The organism is Mangrovimonas cancribranchiae (assembly GCF_037126245.1).
GTDB classification, from domain to species: Bacteria; Bacteroidota; Bacteroidia; order Flavobacteriales; family Flavobacteriaceae; genus Mangrovimonas; species Mangrovimonas cancribranchiae.
Genome location: NZ_CP136925.1, coordinates 1,217,492 through 1,237,487 on the forward strand (window position 1 = coordinate 1,217,492; position 19,996 = coordinate 1,237,487).

18 protein-coding genes are annotated in these 19,996 nt (G+C 33.8%); 10 read left to right on the top strand and 8 right to left on the bottom strand.

Translation table 11 applies throughout. The features are described 5' to 3' along the window. Window positions 1-720, top strand: coding sequence for a hypothetical protein (locus R3L15_RS05410; protein ID WP_338733713.1), 720 nt, complete (start codon window positions 1-3; stop codon window positions 718-720). Beyond that, window positions 696-1,496, top strand: coding sequence for a histidine kinase (locus tag R3L15_RS05415; protein WP_338733715.1), 801 nt, complete (start codon window positions 696-698; stop codon window positions 1,494-1,496). The genes R3L15_RS05410 and R3L15_RS05415 overlap by 25 nt, the downstream gene beginning before the upstream one ends. Here R3L15_RS05415 and R3L15_RS05420 read toward each other — a convergent pair. Together R3L15_RS05420 and panB are read right to left on the bottom strand one after the other, a co-directional pair. Further along, a complete protein-coding gene (locus R3L15_RS05420) occupies window positions 1,493-2,191 on the bottom strand; it encodes an RluA family pseudouridine synthase (protein ID WP_338733716.1) in 699 nt (232 codons plus the stop codon). The genes R3L15_RS05415 and R3L15_RS05420 overlap by 4 nt on opposite strands. 2 nt (window positions 2,192-2,193) lie before the next feature. Then, complete coding sequence (gene panB, locus R3L15_RS05425; RefSeq protein WP_338733717.1) at window positions 2,194-3,012, bottom strand: 3-methyl-2-oxobutanoate hydroxymethyltransferase; 819 nt, start codon at window positions 3,010-3,012, stop codon at window positions 2,194-2,196. A 122-nt stretch (window positions 3,013-3,134) separates the two neighbouring features. Between panB and R3L15_RS05430 the strand changes: the two genes are divergently transcribed. Beyond that, window positions 3,135-3,593 carry a nuclear transport factor 2 family protein gene (locus R3L15_RS05430; RefSeq protein WP_338733718.1) on the top strand — a complete coding sequence of 153 codons (459 nt, stop codon included), beginning with the start codon at window positions 3,135-3,137 and terminating at the stop codon, window positions 3,591-3,593. Here R3L15_RS05430 and R3L15_RS05435 read toward each other — a convergent pair. Next, window positions 3,590-5,014: an L-serine ammonia-lyase gene (locus tag R3L15_RS05435; protein ID WP_338733719.1), complete on the bottom strand. Its 1,425-nt coding sequence runs from the start codon at window positions 5,012-5,014 to the stop codon at window positions 3,590-3,592. The genes R3L15_RS05430 and R3L15_RS05435 overlap by 4 nt on opposite strands. Before the next feature lie 131 nt (window positions 5,015-5,145). Further along, window positions 5,146-6,219, bottom strand: a complete 1,074-nt coding sequence (locus R3L15_RS05440; RefSeq protein ID WP_338733720.1) for a BamA/TamA family outer membrane protein — start codon at window positions 6,217-6,219, stop codon at window positions 5,146-5,148. Between the two features lie 221 nt (window positions 6,220-6,440). Here R3L15_RS05440 and dnaK point away from each other — a divergent pair, with 221 nt between their 5' ends. From dnaK to R3L15_RS05465, 5 genes are all read left to right on the top strand, one after another. Further along, the gene (gene dnaK / locus R3L15_RS05445; RefSeq protein ID WP_338733721.1) at window positions 6,441-8,351 is read left to right on the top strand and encodes a molecular chaperone DnaK; all 1,911 of its coding nucleotides are present in this window, start codon (window positions 6,441-6,443) and stop codon (window positions 8,349-8,351) included. Between the two features lie 229 nt (window positions 8,352-8,580). Beyond that, the gene (locus tag R3L15_RS05450; protein WP_338733722.1) at window positions 8,581-9,576 is read left to right on the top strand and encodes an LLM class flavin-dependent oxidoreductase; all 996 of its coding nucleotides are present in this window, start codon (window positions 8,581-8,583) and stop codon (window positions 9,574-9,576) included. 111 nt (window positions 9,577-9,687) lie between these two features. Further along, entirely contained in the window at window positions 9,688-10,911 is a 1,224-nt protein-coding gene (locus tag R3L15_RS05455) for a class I SAM-dependent rRNA methyltransferase (RefSeq protein ID WP_338733724.1), read from the top strand. Between the two features lie 64 nt (window positions 10,912-10,975). Beyond that, on the top strand, window positions 10,976-11,926 hold the full coding sequence (locus R3L15_RS05460) for a nitronate monooxygenase (RefSeq protein WP_338733726.1): 951 nt from the start codon (window positions 10,976-10,978) through the stop codon (window positions 11,924-11,926). Window positions 11,927-12,025: 99 nt separating this feature from the next. After that, complete coding sequence (locus R3L15_RS05465) at window positions 12,026-12,202, top strand: hypothetical protein (protein ID WP_170160058.1); 177 nt, start codon at window positions 12,026-12,028, stop codon at window positions 12,200-12,202. A gap of 69 nt (window positions 12,203-12,271) precedes the next feature. Here the strand turns inward: R3L15_RS05465 and R3L15_RS05470 are convergent, their stop codons facing one another. The 3 genes from R3L15_RS05470 to prfB form a co-directional block, all read right to left on the bottom strand. Beyond that, window positions 12,272-14,788 carry a TonB-dependent receptor domain-containing protein gene (locus tag R3L15_RS05470; RefSeq protein WP_338733728.1) on the bottom strand — a complete coding sequence of 839 codons (2,517 nt, stop codon included), beginning with the start codon at window positions 14,786-14,788 and terminating at the stop codon, window positions 12,272-12,274. A 104-nt stretch (window positions 14,789-14,892) separates the two neighbouring features. Next, on the bottom strand, window positions 14,893-15,234 hold the full coding sequence (gene arsC / locus R3L15_RS05475; protein WP_338733730.1) for an arsenate reductase (glutaredoxin): 342 nt from the start codon (window positions 15,232-15,234) through the stop codon (window positions 14,893-14,895). Window positions 15,235-15,258: 24 nt separating this feature from the next. After that, window positions 15,259-16,369, bottom strand: a protein-coding gene (prfB, locus tag R3L15_RS05480; protein ID WP_338733732.1) for a peptide chain release factor 2 whose coding sequence is annotated in 2 segments (ribosomal slippage) — window positions 15,259-16,305 and window positions 16,307-16,369 — 1,110 coding nt in all. Because the reading frame shifts where the segments join, the coding sequence is not laid out codon by codon here. An 88-nt stretch (window positions 16,370-16,457) separates the two neighbouring features. Here prfB and R3L15_RS05485 point away from each other — a divergent pair. Beyond that, entirely contained in the window at window positions 16,458-17,471 is a 1,014-nt protein-coding gene (locus tag R3L15_RS05485) for a GntG family PLP-dependent aldolase (protein WP_338733734.1), read from the top strand. Here R3L15_RS05485 and R3L15_RS05490 read toward each other — a convergent pair. Next, the gene (locus tag R3L15_RS05490; RefSeq protein ID WP_338733735.1) at window positions 17,464-17,787 is read right to left on the bottom strand and encodes a YbaB/EbfC family nucleoid-associated protein; all 324 of its coding nucleotides are present in this window, start codon (window positions 17,785-17,787) and stop codon (window positions 17,464-17,466) included. The two genes, R3L15_RS05485 and R3L15_RS05490, sit on opposite strands and share 8 nt — an antisense overlap. Before the next feature lie 83 nt (window positions 17,788-17,870). Between R3L15_RS05490 and R3L15_RS05495 the strand changes: the two genes are divergently transcribed. Continuing rightward, window positions 17,871-19,934 carry a S9 family peptidase gene (locus R3L15_RS05495; protein WP_338733736.1) on the top strand — a complete coding sequence of 688 codons (2,064 nt, stop codon included), beginning with the start codon at window positions 17,871-17,873 and terminating at the stop codon, window positions 19,932-19,934. The last annotated feature ends 62 nt before the right edge of the window (window positions 19,935-19,996 follow it).

Sequence of the window (19,996 nt, forward strand, 5' to 3'; positions counted from 1 at the left end):
TTGGAAGAATTTTTAAGACAGAATTATGTTTTATTAGTGCGGTCAGTAGAAATGCTGGCCGCTATCATTGGTGTGTTTTGCCTAAAAAAATATAAACATACTACAGCCAAGTACTTTATTTATATAGTAATTTATTGGGTGTTAGTAGACCGTTTAGGTGGCTATGTGATTGATATTAATAATTATAAGTGGCTTCATTTTATAAAACCTAAAATAGAAGGTACCTGGTTTGAAAAAAACCACTGGTGGTATTCTATTTTTAGCTTTTTTTTCGCACGCCTGTTTTTTATTCTATACTTTTTAAAGATTCTTAAAAATAAGTACTTTAAACAAGTGATTAAAGTACTTACAATAAGTTACGTTATTACTTATTTAACTTATTATGCAATACATTTTGAAAGTCTGTTTTTATATTTCACTCATATTAGTTTAAAAATATTTGGAGCGGCAATCATCTTTTTGTGTTGTATATTTTATTTTATAGAGGTGTTGCTATCAGATAAAATTTTAAACTTTTACAAATCGCTTAATTTTTATATTGCTGCCGTATTGTTTATTTGGGAATTAATTATAACACCTATGTCATTTTACAATGTATATTTTACCACAGCCGATTGGAACTTTGTTGTATTAAAGTGGCAAATATATTTAGGAGCCATTATGTTTATGTATTTAACCTTTAGCTTTGCTTTATTATGGTGCAAACCACAGAACGATTAGTCACTACAGATGCTCAACGCTACTTGCTTATCTATATGATAGCAGTTTTGGTGATACTTACTGCTTTGGTTATTGTATTTTTTGTGTTTTTTCAAAAACGAAAGAATAAGTTGCTTATGGATAAAATAAAGCAACAGCGGGCATTTGATAAAGAAATGCAACGCGCTCAAACCGAAGTACAAGAACAAACCTTAAAAAATATAGGTTGGGAACTCCATGATAATGTTGGACAATTGTTAGCCTATGCCAATATGCAAATGAATATGCTAAATGCTCAAGTAGAAGAGAAGGTAAAGCCTACTTTAAATGCCACTTCCGAAACCATTAAACAAAGTTTACAGGAAGTAAGAGCGCTTTCAAAATCCTTAAATAACGATGTGTTGTTAAATATGGGGCTAATTGATTCTATTAAAAATGAAGTAACACGATTAGAACGCTTAAAGTTTGAAACTGTTAATTTTGATATTGTAGGAGAAGAACACCCCTTACAAGATAAAAAGCATCAAGTTATTTTATTTAGAATATTACAAGAGTTCTTTTCTAACTCGGTAAAATACTCTGAAGCCGATACACTTTCTATTCAATTAAATTATCAACCAGATATATTAGAAATTACAGTAGCCGATAACGGTAAAGGTTTTGATGTAGAACTAGCCGAAAAAGGTTCTGGATTAATCAATATGAAAAGTCGCGCCGAATTAATAAAAACAAGCTTTAATTTAACATCTAAACAAGACGTAGGTACTAAACTAGTTCTAAATTACCCATTAGTTTAGTTATTACAAGCCTGCCACAACGCATCGTTAGGTAATGGTGCTATAATTTGTACAGGTTCTTTTTTAACAGGATGTGTAAATTCTAGCTGTCTGGCATGTAAACTAATACTAGCGTCTGGATTACTTCGGTTAAACCCATATTTTAAATCACCTTTTATAGGGCAGCCAATACTAGCTAACTGACATCTTATTTGATGATGCCTACCAGTTTCTAATTCTATTTCTAATAGAAAATAATTGTCTAATTTTTTTAGAATTTTATAATGAAGAATCGCTTTTTTACTATTATTCGTCTCCTTAATAAATGCTGTTGATTTATTGTTTTTAGGATTTTTTCGTAACCAATGTACCAAAGTATCTTGAGGTTTTGGTGGTGTGTTTTTAACTAAAGCCCAATATGTTTTTTGTGCTTTCTTTTCTGCGAAAAGCTTATTTAAACGTGGTAATGCTTTACTGGTTTTAGAGAATAAAACAATACCTGTTGTAGGTCTGTCTAATCTATGAACTACACCTAAATAAACATTTCCAGGCTTTTTGTATTTATCTTTTAGATAGCTTTTTACAACATCGCTTAAAGGTTTGTCGCCTGTTTTATCACCTTGAACAATATCGCCAGCACGTTTATTCACCACAATAATATGGTTGTCTTCAAAGAGAACTTGTAAATTAGATTTGTTTGAAAAGGTTTTACTCACAATTAATATTGCTCATTTTCATTAGGAAAACTTACAGACTTCACATCGTCTACATATTGTGAAATAGCAGTGGTCATGTCTTCATATAAATTCATATAACGACGTAGAAAACGTGGGTTGAACTCATGAGTCATACCAATCATATCATGCAATACCAAAACTTGGCCATCAACGCCATTTCCGGCACCTATACCAATAACAGGAATAGTTAATTCGTCAGCAACTTGTTTAGCGAGTTCGGCTGGGATTTTTTCAAGAACAACTGCAAAACACCCTATTTTTTCTAGCATTTTAGCGTTTGAAATAAGTTGCTTGGCTTCTTCTTCTTCTTTAGCTCTTACGGTATATGTACCAAACTTATATATGGATTGTGGTGTTAATCCTAAATGTCCCATAACAGGAATACCAGCATTTAGAATACGTTTTATGGACTCTTTAATTTCTTTACCACCTTCAAGTTTCACAGCATGTCCGCCACTTTCTTTCATGATTCTAATAGCAGAACGGAGGGCTTCTTTAGGGTCGCTTTGGTAGGTTCCAAAGGGTAAATCAACAACAACTAGAGACCGATCAATTGCTCGAATAACCGAAGAGGCGTGATAAATCATCTGATCTAAGGTAATGGGTAGCGTGGTTTCATGTCCAGCCATAACATTACTAGCCGAGTCACCAACTAAAATAACATCAATCCCAGCGCCGTCAACAATTTTGGCCATAGTATAATCGTAAGCTGTTAACATGGAGATTTTCTCGCCAGATTGTTTCATATCGATTAACGACTTTACAGTAACGCGTTTATATTCTTTTTTTGCTGTTGACATAGTTTTGTTTTTATTGGATTGTAAAATTAACAAAATGCAATGGTATAACTGTTAAACTTTTCTTTATTTGATAATTTTAAAAACAACTTTCTTCTATTTTAGTAACCCTAAAGTTTATTATTATGATTAAAATTTTACGATTTGTAGCTTGTTTGATAGTTACTACTGCCATTGGCCAAACCAATCCCGAAATGAAGGTTAAGCATACCATTGAAACTTTTTTTGAAGGATTTCATAAAGGTGATACTACTTTAATGAAATCGGTTTTAGCCGACAAAGTAGTATTGCAAACAGCGTTTAAAAACAAAGAAGGTAAAGATCAATTAGTCTCAGAGGATCTTTCAAAGTTAATTTCTGCAATAGGTAACCGCCCAGAAGACCAAAAATGGAACGAAAAACTACTAAGTTATAATATTCAAGTAGATGGTAATATGGCTAATGCCTGGACACCTTATGAATTTTGGTTTAATGGTAATTTTAGTCATTGTGGCGTAAACTCTTTCCAATTATTTAACGATAATGGAACTTGGAAAATAATTTATCTTATAGACACCAGAAGGCGAGAAGGTTGCCAAAATTAGCAATCGACTAAGTTAACTCCAACAGCTAAACCACCTTCGCTAGTTTCTTTGTATTTAGAATTCATGTCTTTGGCAGTTTCCCACATAGTATTAACAACTTTATCTAAAGGTACTTTTGCTTTTGTTGGGTCGCTATCTAATGCTAATTCTGCAGCATTGATAGCTTTTATAGCTCCCATAGAATTACGTTCAATACACGGGACTTGCACTAAACCTCCAATAGGATCACAAGTTAAGCCTAAGTGATGCTCCATGGCAATTTCAGCAGCCATTAAGACTTGTTCTGGTGTGCCGCCCAGTAATTCGCAAAGCGCTCCTGCAGCCATAGCCGATGATACGCCTATTTCGGCTTGACAACCACCCATTGCAGCACTAATAGTCGCCCCTTTTTTAAAGATACTACCAATTTCACCTGCGACTAATAAAAATTGTTTTATGTGTTTAAAATCGGCTTCATGATTTTCAATAACCATATAATACATAAGTACTGATGGAATTACACCAGCGCTCCCATTTGTAGGTGCAGTTACAACACGACCTAAAGAGGCGTTAACTTCGTTTACAGCTAAAGCAAAACAGCTTACCCATTTTAGAATTTGTCTAAACTTAACTTCAGTTTGTCTTATAACTTGTAACCATTCCTCTGGAGAATTGTACGGTAATTCTCCTTTTAGTTTTTGGTGCATGTCATAAGCTCGTCTTCTAACATTAAGTCCGCCAGGAAGTTCTCCTTCGGTATGACAACCAATATACATGCACTCTAACATGGTATTCCAAATGCGTTTTAGCTCGGCATCTATGGTTTCTGTATCTCTGATAGATTTTTCATTTTCAAGAACAACACCAGAAATGGGAAGGTTTAAATCCTTACAGTATTTTAATAACTCTACACCATTTTGAGTTGGATAAGGAAATGTACAGTAGAAAATAATTTTATTTGCTTTAGCATTTTTTCGTTCCTCTTTTACAACAAAACCGCCTCCAATAGAGTAGAAGGTAGATTTATAATTACGTCCATTTATGGTTGCTGTAAATGTTAAAGCATTGGCATGAAATGGTAAGAATTTTTTATTAAAACGAATATCGGTATCTATGCTAAATGGGAGTGTTTTTTCGTTATTAAATACAAGTGTATTTGTATTTTTTATATTAGATATGATTATATCAATATTCTCGGTTGGCATACGTTCTGGATCGGCACCATTTAAGCCTAACATAACCGCATAATCTGTGGCATGCCCTTTTCCTGTTAACGATAATGAACCGTAAAGATCTACTGAAATTTTTTCAACTTTATCAAAGCGTTTTTTATCTTTTAACTCTTTAATCCATCTTTCAGCAGCACGCCATGGTCCTAGAGTATGAGAACTTGAAGGTCCTACACCAATTTTAAGCATATCAAAAACTGAGATACATTCCATTTACGAAAACGTTGTATATTTTCGGCAAATATATGTAAGTTTCATTCCAAACTAATGAAATGTAGTCTAAAATTCAGCTTAGATACAAACGGAAATTTTTCATAGGAGTTAAACCCCAAATTAATAGCGTATTAAAAGGCTTCACCAATTCTAAAGTAAATACCCCAATCATCCTTTCCAACAGCAGCATCAAGCCCTATGTTAAAGTTTACAGTTTTAAATGCTTTGTAGCGATATCCTAAACCAATACCTGGATAAGCTTTCCAATTAAAATCATTATTATTAGAACCGTAAATGGTGGCTAAGCCTGCAAAACCTACGACACCCATTTTTTTATGAAAATTAAGGCGATATTCACCTTGAATTGCCATTAAACCTTCACCACGATATTTCCCTTCAGAGTAACCGCGAATATCTTTACCGCCTAAGGTTTGTTGCTGCTCGAAAGCAATATCACCAAGCCCAAATTTTCCAGCAAATCTAGCAGCTACAACATCGCGTTCATTTTTCATTGAAAAATATTTATTGTATTCACTTACTATTTTATTAGCTTGTACATCATTTCCAAACCATGTTGGGAAAGAAATAAATTTAAATTGAGCTTTTTCGCCTTTTGTAGGATAATAAACCGCATTTCTACCATCGTATAGTGCATTAATTTCTAACGCATTTGTTTGTGTTGTAGATTGTGGTAATACCTCATTTTCGTATTCTGTATCATAATGCGCAAATGTATAAGTAACTCCTGCATATAACTTGTTGATTATTTTACGTTGAACCCCTGCACTTATAATAGTTGTCAAGGTACCATAATCATAAAATCCAGGAGCTTCAATGCCTTCCATGTAAAATTGTGAATTATTATCACCGTGAACAGCAAATAATTTACCTCGCCAAGTATCTTCTTTAAAATAAAACTGATTAAAAAATGCTAAAAAATAAGAACTATTAGTGGTGTAAACAGCCGATAATCCTGTAAGCGATTTAGGCGAGGTGTTATCCTCTTTATTTAGTTTATACATCATCATAGGAATTGCCCCAAACATAAACTCTAAGTTACGATTGTAGCTTACAAATGGCATCACACTAAAATCTACTTTTTTAATTTTCTTTTGGGGTGTTGTTAGACTATCTGTTTGATTAGATTGCCCAAAACTTAGTCCTATAGAAAAGAGTATAAGAACAACAAATAATATATTTTTCATAAATAGTTGGTTGGTATAATTTTCTCTAAATTAAAACTAAATATTCAATTTTCTTAAGAAAATTCATGTGAAACGTATAGTTTATTTATATGTATGTGACAGCTTGTCAGTATAAAAATGTTGGCATAAAGATTGACAAATACTTGATGAGTATAAAATGAATAATAAATGTTCTTGGACTAGAAAGCAAGAACGAAACAAAAATACAGAAACAAAAAGTTATGAGTAAAATTATTGGAATTGATTTAGGTACAACCAACTCGTGCGTTTCAGTAATGGAAGGTAACGAACCCGTTGTAATCCCAAATGCAGAAGGTAAGCGTACTACACCATCTGTAATTGCTTTTGTTGAAGGTGGCGAAATTAAAGTCGGCGACCCAGCAAAACGTCAAGCAGTTACAAACCCACACAAAACAGTTTATTCTATTAAGCGTTTTATGGGGAACAAATATTCTGAGTCTCAAAGAGAAGCAGAACGCGTACCATATAAAGTGGTAAAAGGCGATAACGATACACCAAGAGTAGATATCGATGGTCGTTTATACACACCACAAGAACTTTCAGCTATGATTCTTCAAAAAATGAAGAAAACTGCCGAAGATTATTTAGGTCAAGATGTAACAGGAGCTGTAATTACCGTTCCAGCATACTTTAACGATTCACAACGTCAAGCAACTAAAGAAGCAGGTGAAATTGCAGGTTTAAAAGTAGAACGTATTATTAACGAGCCTACTGCTGCAGCTTTAGCTTATGGTTTAGATAAAAAAGATTCAGACCAAAAAATTGTAGTATTCGATTTTGGTGGAGGTACACACGACGTGTCTATCCTAGAATTAGGAGATGGCGTTTTTGAAGTATTATCTACCGATGGAGATACACACTTAGGTGGTGATGATGTAGATGAAAAAATCATCAATTGGTTAGCCGAAGAGTTCAAATCTGAAGAAGATATGGACTTACGTAAAGATGCTATGGCATTACAACGTTTAAAAGAAGCTGCCGAAAAAGCAAAGATTGAATTATCATCTTCTGCACAAACAGAAATTAACTTACCGTACATCACAGCAACTGCTAGTGGACCAAAGCACTTGGTACGTACTTTAACACGTTCTAAATTCGAGCAATTAATTGCCGATTTAGTAAAACGTACTATCGAGCCTTGTGAATCTGCACTTAAAGCAGCTGGATTATCAACTAGCGATATCGACGAGATTATCTTAGTAGGTGGTTCTACACGTATTCCTGCTGTACAGGAAGCTGTAGAAAAATTCTTCAATAAAAAACCAAGTAAAGGGGTTAACCCAGACGAGGTTGTTGCTATTGGAGCAGGAATTCAAGGTGGTGTATTAACAGGCGATGTTAAAGATGTATTATTATTAGATGTAACACCATTATCACTTGGTATTGAAACAATGGGTAATGTTATGACTAAGCTTATTGAGGCTAACACGACGATTCCTACTAAAAAATCGCAAGTGTTCTCAACAGCTGCAGATAATCAGCCTTCAGTAGAAATTCACGTATTGCAAGGTGAGCGTCCTATGGCAGCCGATAACAAAACCATTGGTCGTTTCCATTTAGATGGTATTCCACCAGCAAAACGCGGAACACCTCAAATTGAAGTAACCTTCGATATTGATGCCAACGGTATTATTAAAGTATCTGCCGAAGATAAAGCCACAGGTAAAAAACAAGATATCAGAATTGAAGCATCTTCTGGATTAACTGAAGAAGAAATCGAAAAGATGAAACAAGAAGCAGAAGCTAATGCCGAAGCAGATGCAAAAGCAAAAGAAACTGCCGATAAGTTGAATCAAGCTGATGCTATGATTTTCCAAACAGAAAGTCAGCTAAAAGAATTTGGTGATAAATTATCTGATGATAAAAAGAAACCAATCGAAGACGCTTTAGAAGAGCTAAAAAAGGCTTACGAAACTAAAGATATTGCGGTTATAGAACCAGCTTTGGAAAAAATAAACGAAGCTTGGAAAGTAGCTTCTGAAGAGATGTACAAAGCACAACAAGAAGCACAAGCTAACGGCGCTGGAGCGCAACCAGAAGGAAATACTGGTAGCAACAATAACGACGAAGGTAGCGATGTAGAAGACGTTGACTTTGAAGAAGTGAAATAAAAGTTGAATTGCTATACTGAACTTGTTTCAGTATCTCAATAAAAAAAGCGCAACCAATTTTGGTTGCGCTTTTTTATCTCTAATAAATCAAATTTATTAGTATTGTTTTTGCTATTGCATAACGTTTGTTATTATGAGCAATGGATGAGCCTTACTTGTTTGAGGTTCCTCTGTATTTATTGCAAATTTTATTTGCCATTCACAATATGAAATATTTATAATGATAAAAATGAAAAAGAAAATAAGTTACTCCATATTAGAATTAGCAACGGTATCTGAGAATACGAGTATTCAGGAAACTTTTGCAAAAAGTTTAAACTTAGCACAGCATGCCGAAAAATTAGGTTATAATCGATTTTGGCTAGCCGAACACCATAATATGAAAAGTATAGCAAGTGCCGCAACAACAGTTTTAATGGGGTATATAGCAGGAGGTACCAAAACAATTAGAGTGGGATCGGGAGGTATTATGTTACCAAACCATTCACCATTAATTGTTGCAGAACAGTTTGGTACTTTAGGCAATTTATATCCTAATCGAATTGATTTAGGCTTAGGTCGTGCGCCAGGTACCGATCAAGAAACAGCACATGAAATTCGTTCGGACAGAATGAAAGCCGTTTATCAATTTCCAGATGAGGTAGTTAAAATTCAACAGTATTTTTCATCCGAAAATAATAATAAAGTACGTAGTTATCTTTCGGAAGGTGTAAACGTCCCCATTTATATTTTAGGTTCAAGTACAGATAGTGCTTATGTTGCAGCCGAAAAAGGTTTACCATATGTATTTGCTAGTCATTTTGCACCTGCACAATTACAACAAGCTTTGGCAATTTATCATCAAAATTTTAAGCCATCAAAATATTTAGATAAACCTTACACAATAGCTGGAATAGGAGTTATTGCAGCCGATAGAAATGATGAAGCAAATCAATTAGCAACATCAATGTACAAAATGATTTTAGGAGTTTTAACAGGGAATATCGACTACATAAAACCTCCAGTACCAATCACGTCCGAATTGCAAGGTATTATCAATCATCCAAAAGTACAACAAATGACACAATGTAGTTTTATTGGCGATAAGGCGACGATAAAACAAGATGTTATTAAATTTATAGAGGACACACAAGTTGATGAGTTAATTGCTGTTTCTCATATTTACGGTGAACCTGAACGTTTAAAATCTTTTGAGATTTTTGCTGAGATTATGAATGAGATATAGATTTAAGGAACCTAAAATAATAATTTTTATAAGCCTTATATCTATAAATTTTATTTTGGTTCTTTCTTAGATTATCTATCAGAAATAAAATAAATCTCCTATTTTTATCCAATGCAGTTTTCAACAAAAATAACACCTACTTATTCACCAAAACGTTTGGCAGTTAAACTTAACGCTAAAGGAGAGCAATCTGTCGTAAAAGGACATCCATGGGTGTTTTCTAATAGTATTGTTAAGGTGAACGATAATGCCATAACAGGAGATTTGGCGATTATTTTCAGTAAAAATAAGAACAAACTTATTGGTTTAGGATTGTATGATATTAAATCACCTATTCGCATTAAAATACTAGCTAATAAGCCCAATACTATAGATGAAAGTTTTTTCAAAACACAAATAGAAAAGGCGTTTCAAAAACGGGAACCATTATTAAAAACTAACACCAATAGTTACCGCTTGTTATTTGGCGAAAATGATGACTTTCCTGGATTGATAGCCGATGTTTATGCTTCGGTTTTGGTAGTGAAATTATATTCTGAAATATGGTTGCCGTATTTGCATCAAATACTTCCGCATTTGCAAACTATTTCTAATGTTAAAACTGTTATTATTAGATTAAGTAGGCAATTGCAACACTCTAAAAGTCATAACTTACAAGATGGAGATGTCGTTTTTGGAACATTGGAAAACGACGTGATTCAGTTTGTAGAACATGGTGTTAATTTTTCTGCCAATGTAATAAAAGGTCATAAAACAGGTTATTTTTTAGATCATCGAGCCAATAGAAAGCAAGTAGGCGAGTGGAGTATGCATAAAACTGTGTTAGATGTTTTTTCGTATGCTGGTGGATTTTCGGTTCATGCCTTATATAATAAAGCTTCTGAGGTGACAAGTTTAGATATTAGTCAGCAAGCATTAAACATTGCTATAGAAAATGGTAAACTCAATAACTATTCAGGAATACATAAAACCATAGCAGGAGATGCATTTCAGGAACTTCAAAAATTAATTAAACGTAAAAAAATATATGATGTTGTTGTGATAGACCCACCTAGTTTTGCCAAACAAGCGTCAGAAATTGATTTAGCGAAGAAAAAGTATGCCCAATTAGCTGAATTAGGCGAGCAACTTACTGCAAAAAATGGGTTGTTAGTTTTAGCATCGTGTTCATCAAGAGTATCTTCGCAAGCGTTTTTTGATATCAATACGCGAGTTTTAAAGCAATTACAAAGACCATTTACTGTTGTTTTAAAAACCACTCACGATGTAGATCATCCTGTCTCATTTCCAGAAGGCGCCTATTTAAAATGTGGTTATTATAGATTTCAGGATTAATTCACTTGTTTAAATATTATGCATGCATAATATTTAACTATATTTGTAGCACAAGTTTTTTATTATGACACAAACTAAACTTACAGAAATGTTAGGGATTCAACATCCCATAATCATGGCACCTATGTTTTTGGTATCAAACGTAGCTATGGTAAAAGAAGCGATGAACAGTGGTATTGCTGGATGCATACCCGCATTAAATTACCGTACTTTAGAAGAATTACGTGAAGCTATTAGAGAATTAAAAGCAGCCAAACCTAAAGGTGGTTCATTTGGATTTAATTTAATAGTCAATCAATCCAACCCAAAATCATCAAAACAATTAGAGGTTTTATGTGATGAAGGTTGCGATTTTATTATCACATCATTAGGGAATCCTAAGGAAACCATTGAAAAAGCTCACGAAGTAGGAATAAAAGTATTTTGCGATATTACCGATTTAAAATATGCGCAAAAGGTAGAAAGTTTAGGTGCAGATGCTGTTATTGCTGTAAATAATAGGGCAGGAGGGCATCGCGGTAATTTATCACCAAAAGCATTAATAGAGCTATTAAACAAGAACTGTAATATTCCTGTAATTTCTGCTGGCGGTGTTGGTAGCAAGGCAGAATTAGATAATGTATTGTCTTATGGTGCTATTGGTGCTTCTATTGGAAGTGTATTTATTGCATCGATTGAAGCAGGTGTTACCGATGAATATAAACAAGCTTGTGTAGACTATGATGCCGATGATATTGTAGTAACCGAGCGTATTTCTGGAACACCTTGTACGGTTATCAATACACCTTATCAACAGAAAATAGGTACTAAGTCGCCTTGGTTAGAGCGTATGCTTAATAAAAATAAAAAACTAAAAAAATGGGTGAAAATGTTTCGTTTTTATATAGGTATGAAAGCGACCGAAAAGGCTGCTAAAAAAGCGACTTACAAAACTGTTTGGGTAGCAGGACCAAGTATTGAGCATACCACAGAAATTTTGCCTGTTAAAAAAATTGTATCTAAACTCATTTCTTGATTTTAGAAGTTATGTTAACAAAGCTGTTGATAAATCTAGAAACACTATTGTAAAAGAAGTTGCTTTATACTATCTTTGCAGTATTATAAAAAATAAGCCATGTTTGAATTTGACCAATATTTAGGATTTTTAGCATTTTTAACCATCTTAACCATAGGATTTTGGTTAATGATTTTTTTAGTAACTATTGTTGTTCCTTACTGGATTTTTGGTTCAGCTATCGAGCGTTTTAAAGAAATTCGTGAAGAGAAAAAAGCTAAAAGAGCTCAAAAATAAATATTGTTTATATAAAAAAACTAAAGGAAGCCATTTGGCTTCCTTTTTTTATGCTTGTTTGTGAGTTTCTTATCCTTGAAACTCCATATCATCATTCATTCCGCCACCATTTCTGTTGCCTCTTTGACGCTGTTTTTGTTGATTAAACCTGTAAATAAAAGATAGGTTTATTTGGCGTTGTCTCCATTGTGATTCTCTGTAACGAGTAAAAGATTCTGTAGTTGTTAAGGAGTTTCTTTTTCTAGAATTAAGTAAATCTCTTACGTTTAAAGAAATTGTAGCATTATTATTTAAAAACTCTTTACTAAAAGCTAAATCCATAGAAAAAATACCATCGGTATCAGATTGGGCATCTTGTCTTGCACCTCTGTAATGTGCGTTTGTTTGCCAATCGATTTCCCATGGTAAGGTAACTTTAGAGCTAAATCTAGCAAACCAGCTATTATTCTCTGTACTGTAATCTACGTTATTAAATTCTCCATCTGTTTTAAATTGAAAGAAGTTAAAACTCGAGTTTAAACGCAACCATTTTTTAGGGTTATACATTACACCAAGTTCGGCACCGGTACGTTGGTTTGTTGCTAAGTTTACAGGAATAGTTCTAACAACATTAGTACCATTTACCTGAATTCCCTCTTCGATCCAATCAAAAGAATCTGTTTCATGTTGGTAATAAACCGATGTTGTAAAAGTTAATTTATCCCAACGTTTTAGGTAACCTAAATCGAAAGCACTTGCAAATGCTGGTTGTAAATTAGGGTTTCCCTGGAACACATTAGTTCTACTAGAACGTGTAGGGAAAGGATTGATAAACCAACCGCGTGGACGGTTAATTCGCCTGTTATATCCGGCTGAAATGCTTTCTTCTGTGTCTGAATCTTCGCCACTTAAATTATAAATAACATTTACTGTTGGGAATAGCCCTAGGTAATTATTGTCAAAATCGGTATCAATAGGAAAACCATACGTATCATTTAATTCTTGATCGGTTAATCTTGAATCTATTTTTCCTTTAAGCTGTGTGTGTTCTAAACGTAACCCAAGTAAAAATGAAAATTTACCAAACTTAGTTCCGTATTGCGAGTAAATAGCATTAACATTTTCATCATAATCAAATACATTTGTATATTGATCATTAATTATCATTTCTCCTGTATCTGTATCTTCTTGTACTAAACGATAATCGGTTACTTCATTTTCAAAGTTACCACGATAACCCGCTTCAAATCTTGAATTTTCCCCTAAAGGCAATACATAATCGGCTTGAATTAAATATTCTTTTTGATCTTCTTGAGTAAACTCTTGCTCAATTTGAAAGGGCTCAGGATTTGCGTTATTGGTAAAAATATAGTCTTCATTTAAGTAGGTAAACTGCTCTTCAGAATCGTTTTCATATTGAAAATCGACGGTTAATTTATGGTCGCGATCGTCACCAAATTGGTTTTGATAATTTAATGAAATTTGATAGCTATTATCTTCTTCATTTTGATCTTCACGGCGTAGCGTTTTTTCAGTTGGAGTATTATCTCTAAATCGATCTGTATTGTTAATAGATAAATCAGCATCTTCACCATATCGGTAAAAAATACTACCTGTTATAGAAGATTTATCGGTAAGGAAATATTCCATACCAATATTTGCATTGTAATTACGGTTTAAGCGTTCTACTTCTTGATCTTCACGAATACGCTCATCTGCAAGGAATCCATTTTCATCTGGTACATCAAAGTAAGTCGCATCTGAAAAATTTGTTCTTGGTGCATCAAAATAACGCCAGCCTAAATTGGCAAAGAGGTTATATTTTTCTTTACGATAGTTTAAGTTAGCCGATAATCCCGCATTATCTGGATGTCCTAAAGTTAGGTTTACAGAACCGTTAAATCCTAGGGTTTCTTTTTGGCGTAGAATAATATTTAAAATACCGGCAGTTCCTTCGGCATCATATCGTGCCGATGGTGATGTAATAACTTCTACACGCTCAATAGCTTCGGCAGGTAATTGACTTAAAATATTGGTGTCGCCAAAGCCAGCCATAGCTGATGGTTTTCCGTTAATTAAAATACGGACATTTTCGTTACCACGAAGGCTAATGGCACCTTCAATATCTACAGAAACAGAGGGTACATTATTTAGAGCGTCGCTTACGGTTCCTCCAGCAGTGGTAAGGTCTTTACCAATATTGTATACTTTTTTATCTAGTTTTATTTCAACGGTAGTACGTTCGGCTATAATTTCTACTTCATCTAATGCTTGTGCGCTTTCTTCTAAAATTATGGTGCCAAGGTTAGTATCTGTAGTTAATTCTTTATTTTCAAAAGTTTTTTTTGTGAATGAGATAAATTCAACAGAGACATCGTAAGTACCGCTTTTAACAGGAATACTAAAGTTCCCATCTAGGTCAGTAATACCACCAGTAACAATTTTGTTTTCAATTTTACTAAAAAACGCTACGGTAGCATATTCTAAAGGTTGTTTAGTGGCTTTGTCCACCACTTTACCAGTAATGGTGACTTCCTTTTTGTTTTGAGCGTGACTCGTAGTAAATGAAAGAATGGCAATTGCAATGCCAAAAAAGAATTTATTCATGGTTGTAGTTTTCTTTTTAGGACTGCAAAAGTAAATTATGGTTTAGTGGGCTTTGGTTAAATGTATGTTAAATAAAGCGCCCAACTAGTAGGGTTTCGTTAAAACTAAATAATGGTTTTAATGTTTTCTGGTGGACGACCTACAACAGCTTTATCACCATTAATAACTATAGGTCTTTCTATTAGTTTTGGGTTTGTAACCATGGCTTTAATTAAAGCGTCATCAGAAAGTTCTTTTCCTTTATAATCAGATTTCCAAATGGCTTCATTTTTTCTAATTAAATCGATAGGAGTGATGCCTAATTTTTTAATAATTTGAGTTAATTCTTCTTCTGTTGGAACATCATTTAAGTATTTAACAACTTTAAATTCTTTTCCTGAATTTTCTAAAATGCTTAAGCCTTCTCTAGACTTACTGCATCTTGGGTTGTGGTATATGGTAATCATTATTTTAAAGTTTTAATTAAAGAGTTATAAGGTTTCTTGGTCTTCGGTTTTTTGTCCCATCATCATAAGATAGGCTTTTAAAAATTCTTCAAGATTACCATCCATTACTGCATCTACATTGCCTGTTTCATGGCCCGTTCTAACATCTTTTACTAATTTATACGGATGCATGACATAATTTCTTATTTGGCTTCCCCATTCAATTTTCATTTTGTCGGCTTCAATATCCTCGCGTTGTTCCATGCGTTTTTGTAATTCAATTTCATATAATTGAGACTTTAGCATTTGCATAGCCCGAGCACGGTTATCGTGTTGCGAACGTGTTTCTGAACATGAAATTTGAATTCCGGTGGGTTTGTGTGTTAATTGTACCTTTGTTTCTACTTTGTTAACATTTTGGCCACCAGCACCACTAGATCTAGCGGTTGTAATTTCTATATCGGCAGGATTGATGTCGATTTCTATACTGTCATCTACTAACGGATACACATAAACCGAAGCAAAACTAGTGTGGCGTTTGGCATTACTATCAAATGGCGAAATACGCACTAAACGATGTACGCCGTTTTCACCTTTTAGCCAACCAAAAGCAAAATCGCCTTCAATTTCTATAGTTACCGTTTTTATTCCAGCAACATCACCTTCTTGATGGTTAAGTTCTTTTACTTTAAACCCACTTTTTTCAGCATACATTAAGTACATACGCATTAGCATACTTGCCCAATCACAACTTTCTGTTCCTCCAGCACCGGCGGTTATTTGTAATACAGCACTTAAATCGTCGCCTTCATCAGAAAGCATATTCTTAAACTCTAATTCCTCAATTAAAGTAATTGCTTTATCAAATCTAGATTGGACATCTTCGGCAGTGGCTTCCTCTTCTTTATAAAACTCATAAATCACCTCTAAGTCTTCAACAAGTGTTTTAGATGAATTATAATCCTCGACCCATTTTTTCTTGGTTCGTAAGGATTTCATGATTTTTTCTGCGGCTTGCGAGTCGTTCCAGAAATTAGGGTCGAAGGTTTGCTCTTCTTCGTTTTGTATTTCAATAAGTTTTTTATCTATGTCAAAGATAGTGCCTTAGTTTGTCAAGGCGGGTGTTAAGATCTTTAATTTGATCTGAAGTAATCATATTGTAGTCATTTTCTACAAAAATAACATTTAAAATATGAGGATAAAATAAAATCTTCCTATTAATTTAGTAGTCAAAAATTACACAGATGATAGATTTAAGAAGTGATACCGTAACAAAGCCAACAAAAGGCATGTTAGATGCCATGATGAGTGCTAATGTTGGTGATGATGTTTATAAAGAAGACCCCACAGTTAATGCTTTAGAAGCCAAAATAGCAACTATGTTTGGTAAATCTAGTGCGTTGTTTTTTCCAACCGGAACTATGGCAAATCAAGCGGCTATAAAGTTGCATACCAATCCTGGCGAACAAGTTATTTGCGATAAATATGCGCATATTTATAATTACGAAGGTGGCGGCATGTCTTTTAATAGTGGTGTGTCTGCAAAACTATTAGATGGACACCGTGGTATGTTTACTGCTAAGCAGGTAGAAGACGCTATTAATCCCCCAGATTTTTACCATAGTCCATTAACTAGATTAGTAGAATTAGAGAATACAACTAATAAAGGTGGTGGTGCTTGTTGGGATTTAAATACTATTTTTGAAATAAAAGCAGTTTGTAATGAACATAACTTGGGGTTTCATCTTGATGGTGCAAGATTATGGAATGCGTTAGTTGCTAAACAAGAAGATGCCAAAACTTATGGTGAAATGTTTGACACTATTTCGGTTTGTTTAAGTAAAGGGTTAGGTTGCCCAATAGGATCGGTGTTAGTTGGCGATGATAACTTTATGCAACATGCTATTAGAATACGTAAAGTATTAGGTGGTGGTATGCGACAAGTAGGGTATTTGGCTGCTGCAGGAATTTATGCTTTAGATTATCAATTAGATAGATTAGCAGAAGACCATAAAAAAGCCAAAGAAATAGGAGAGGTGTTACAAACATTATCTATTGTAAAAACCATTGAGCCTATAGAAACAAATATTGTTATTTTTCAAGTAGAACCTTCAGAATATGACAAATTCGTATCAAAACTTAAAGCGAAAAATATTTTAATTAGCGACATGGGTAGCGGTAAACTACGTATGGTAACACACTTAAATTATACCGATACCATGCATGGCAAGTTGTTAAGCGAATTAAAAGCTATTTAAACATATCCATACCAGGAATGTTTGGCATGCCTTCTTTAGCGACAGCAGCAAGCTCATGTTCGTTAACTTTAGAGGCTTGTTCTATAGCTTTGTTTAGTGTGAGTACTAAATAATCTTCCAGCATCTCTTTATCTTCTAGAAGGTCATCATCTAGGTCAATATTTTTAATAGTACGGTTGGCTGTTACAGTGACTTTTAGTTTATTGTCGTTGCTAGACTCATCAATAAGTACGGTGTCTAAGCGTTGTTTTGTTTCTTCAACTTTTTGTTGGGTTTCTTTAATTTTATTCATCATACCCATCATATCTCCAAACATAATCTTGTCTATTTTAAGTTAATCGACTGCAAAGCTATTTAAATTTTATATTTTTGCGCCCTTAAAGTTTTAAATTTCCTTATTTGAAAATTAATAGCAACATACCTCCAAAAGCAAAAAAAATACCTGAAAACCTTAAAATTCATAACGATGTTAGAGTCGATAATTACTATTGGCTTAATCAACGCGACAACCAAGAGGTTATAGAATATTTAAATGCTGAAAACGACTATACAAAAAAAGCATTATCGCATACTGAAGGGTTTCAAAACACCCTTTTTGAAGAGATGAAATCACGAATTAAAGAAGACGATTCATCCGTGCCATATAAACTTAATGGGTATTGGTATGTTACGCGTTTTGAAAAAGGAAGTGATTATCCTATTTATACAAGAAAGAAAGAACATTTAGATGCCGATGAAGAATTGCTTTTTAATTGTAACGAGATGGCTAAAGGCCATACATACTTTAAATTGGGTAGTATTTCGATAAGTCCAGATAATACTTTAGCGGCCTTTTCTGTAGATTTTGTAAGTCGCCGTCAGTATATCATTAAAATAAAAAATTTAGTTACAGGAGAAGTTTTTGATACGGAAATAAAAAATACAACAGGTAGTGTGTCTTGGGCTAATGATAATAAAACAATATTTTATGCACGTAGAGATGAAAACACGCTACGTTCTCATAAAATATACAGGCATAATATAGAGAAAGATGTTAGCCAAGATGTTGAGGTATATCATGAACAAGACGACACGTTTAACACCTTTGTTTATAAAACTAAGTCCAGGAAATACCTTGTTATTGGGTCATCTAGTACATTAACTTCAGAATATAGGATATTAGATGCTAATCATCCAGAAGAAGAATTTAAAGTTTTTAGTGCTAGAGAACGAATGTTAGAATATGCTATTGCCCACTACGACGATAGTTTTTATATTATTACAAATCGAGATGGAGCGAGTAACTTTAAACTTCAAAAAACTGACGAAACCCATACAGATAAAGCGTTTTGGAAAGATGTTATTCCGCATAGAAAAGAAGTGCTCTTAGAAGATATTGAAATATTTAAAAATTACTTTGTCCTTTCCGAGAGAAGTAATGGCTTAAATAAATTACGCGTGCTCAGTTGGGATGGTACAGAAGATTATTATATTCCTTTTGAAAGTGAAACTTATACAGCTTATACAGGTAACAATCCTGATTTTAATAGCGATGTATTAAGGTATTCATACAATTCATTAACAACGCCAACATCAATTATCGACTATAATTTTAAAACAAAGTCTAAAACAATAAAAAAGGAACAAGCTGTTTTAGATGCTAGTTTTAATAAAGACAATTATGCTTCCGATCGTATTTGGGTAACAGCCAGAGACGGCGTAAAAGTACCTGTATCTTTAGTTTATAAAAAAGATTTAAAACGTCCAGAAGGTAATCCATTATTGTTATATGGTTATGGCTCTTATGGTGCCACAGTAGATCCATACTTTTCAAGTATTAGATTAAGCCTTTTAAATCGTGGATTCATTTTTGCCATTGCGCATATACGAGGAGGCGAATATTTGGGACGTGATTGGTACGAACAAGGAAAACTTCTGCAAAAAAAGAATACATTTTACGATTTTATTGATTGTTCCAAATTTCTAATAGAAAACGGGTACACCTCTAAAAAACATATGTATGCTTATGGAGGCTCTGCTGGCGGTTTGCTTATGGGAGCAGTTATCAACAAAAATCCAGAACTTTATAATGGTGTAATTGCTGCGGTACCTTTTGTAGATGTGGTTACCACTATGCTAGATGAAACTATACCATTAACAACAGGCGAGTTTGATGAATGGGGTAACCCAAAAGATAAAACCTATTATGAGTATATGAAATCCTATTCACCATACGAAAACGTAATGGCTCAAGATTATCCTAATTTACTTGTCACTACAGGTCTTCATGATTCTCAAGTACAATATTGGGAACCTGCAAAATGGGTTGCCAAATTAAGAGACGTAAAAACAGATACTAATTTATTATTACTGCATACCGATATGGATTCTGGACATGGCGGTGCTTCAGGGCGTTTTGAAAGTCTTAAAGAAGTCGCTTTGGAGTATGCATTTCTGTTAGATTTAGAAGGGATTTCTGTATAGTCAAAAAAAATGTGTATTTTTGCGAGGTTTTGAGTTGCTTTTGCAACTTCTAAATAAATTTT

Bases quoted from the DNA above. Each gene is read 5' to 3' on its own strand.
- R3L15_RS05490 (WP_338733735.1), bottom strand. From the start codon at position 17,787: ATGTTTGGAGATATGATGGGTATGATGAATAAAATTAAAGAAACCCAA.
- R3L15_RS05440 (WP_338733720.1), bottom strand. From the start codon at position 6,219: ATGAAAAATATATTATTTGTTGTTCTTATACTCTTTTCTATAGGACTA.
- R3L15_RS05485 (WP_338733734.1), top strand. From the start codon at position 16,458: ATGATAGATTTAAGAAGTGATACCGTAACAAAGCCAACAAAAGGCATG.
- panB (WP_338733717.1), bottom strand. From the start codon at position 3,012: ATGTCAACAGCAAAAAAAGAATATAAACGCGTTACTGTAAAGTCGTTA.
- R3L15_RS05460 (WP_338733726.1), top strand. From the start codon at position 10,976: ATGACACAAACTAAACTTACAGAAATGTTAGGGATTCAACATCCCATA.
- R3L15_RS05415 (WP_338733715.1), top strand. From the start codon at position 696: ATGGTGCAAACCACAGAACGATTAGTCACTACAGATGCTCAACGCTAC.
- arsC (WP_338733730.1), bottom strand. From the start codon at position 15,234: ATGATTACCATATACCACAACCCAAGATGCAGTAAGTCTAGAGAAGGC.
- R3L15_RS05430 (WP_338733718.1), top strand. From the start codon at position 3,135: ATGATTAAAATTTTACGATTTGTAGCTTGTTTGATAGTTACTACTGCC.
- R3L15_RS05435 (WP_338733719.1), bottom strand. From the start codon at position 5,014: ATGGAATGTATCTCAGTTTTTGATATGCTTAAAATTGGTGTAGGACCT.
- R3L15_RS05465 (WP_170160058.1), top strand. From the start codon at position 12,026: ATGTTTGAATTTGACCAATATTTAGGATTTTTAGCATTTTTAACCATC.
- R3L15_RS05470 (WP_338733728.1), bottom strand. From the start codon at position 14,788: ATGAATAAATTCTTTTTTGGCATTGCAATTGCCATTCTTTCATTTACT.
- dnaK (WP_338733721.1), top strand. From the start codon at position 6,441: ATGAGTAAAATTATTGGAATTGATTTAGGTACAACCAACTCGTGCGTT.
- R3L15_RS05455 (WP_338733724.1), top strand. From the start codon at position 9,688: ATGCAGTTTTCAACAAAAATAACACCTACTTATTCACCAAAACGTTTG.
- R3L15_RS05450 (WP_338733722.1), top strand. From the start codon at position 8,581: ATGAAAAAGAAAATAAGTTACTCCATATTAGAATTAGCAACGGTATCT.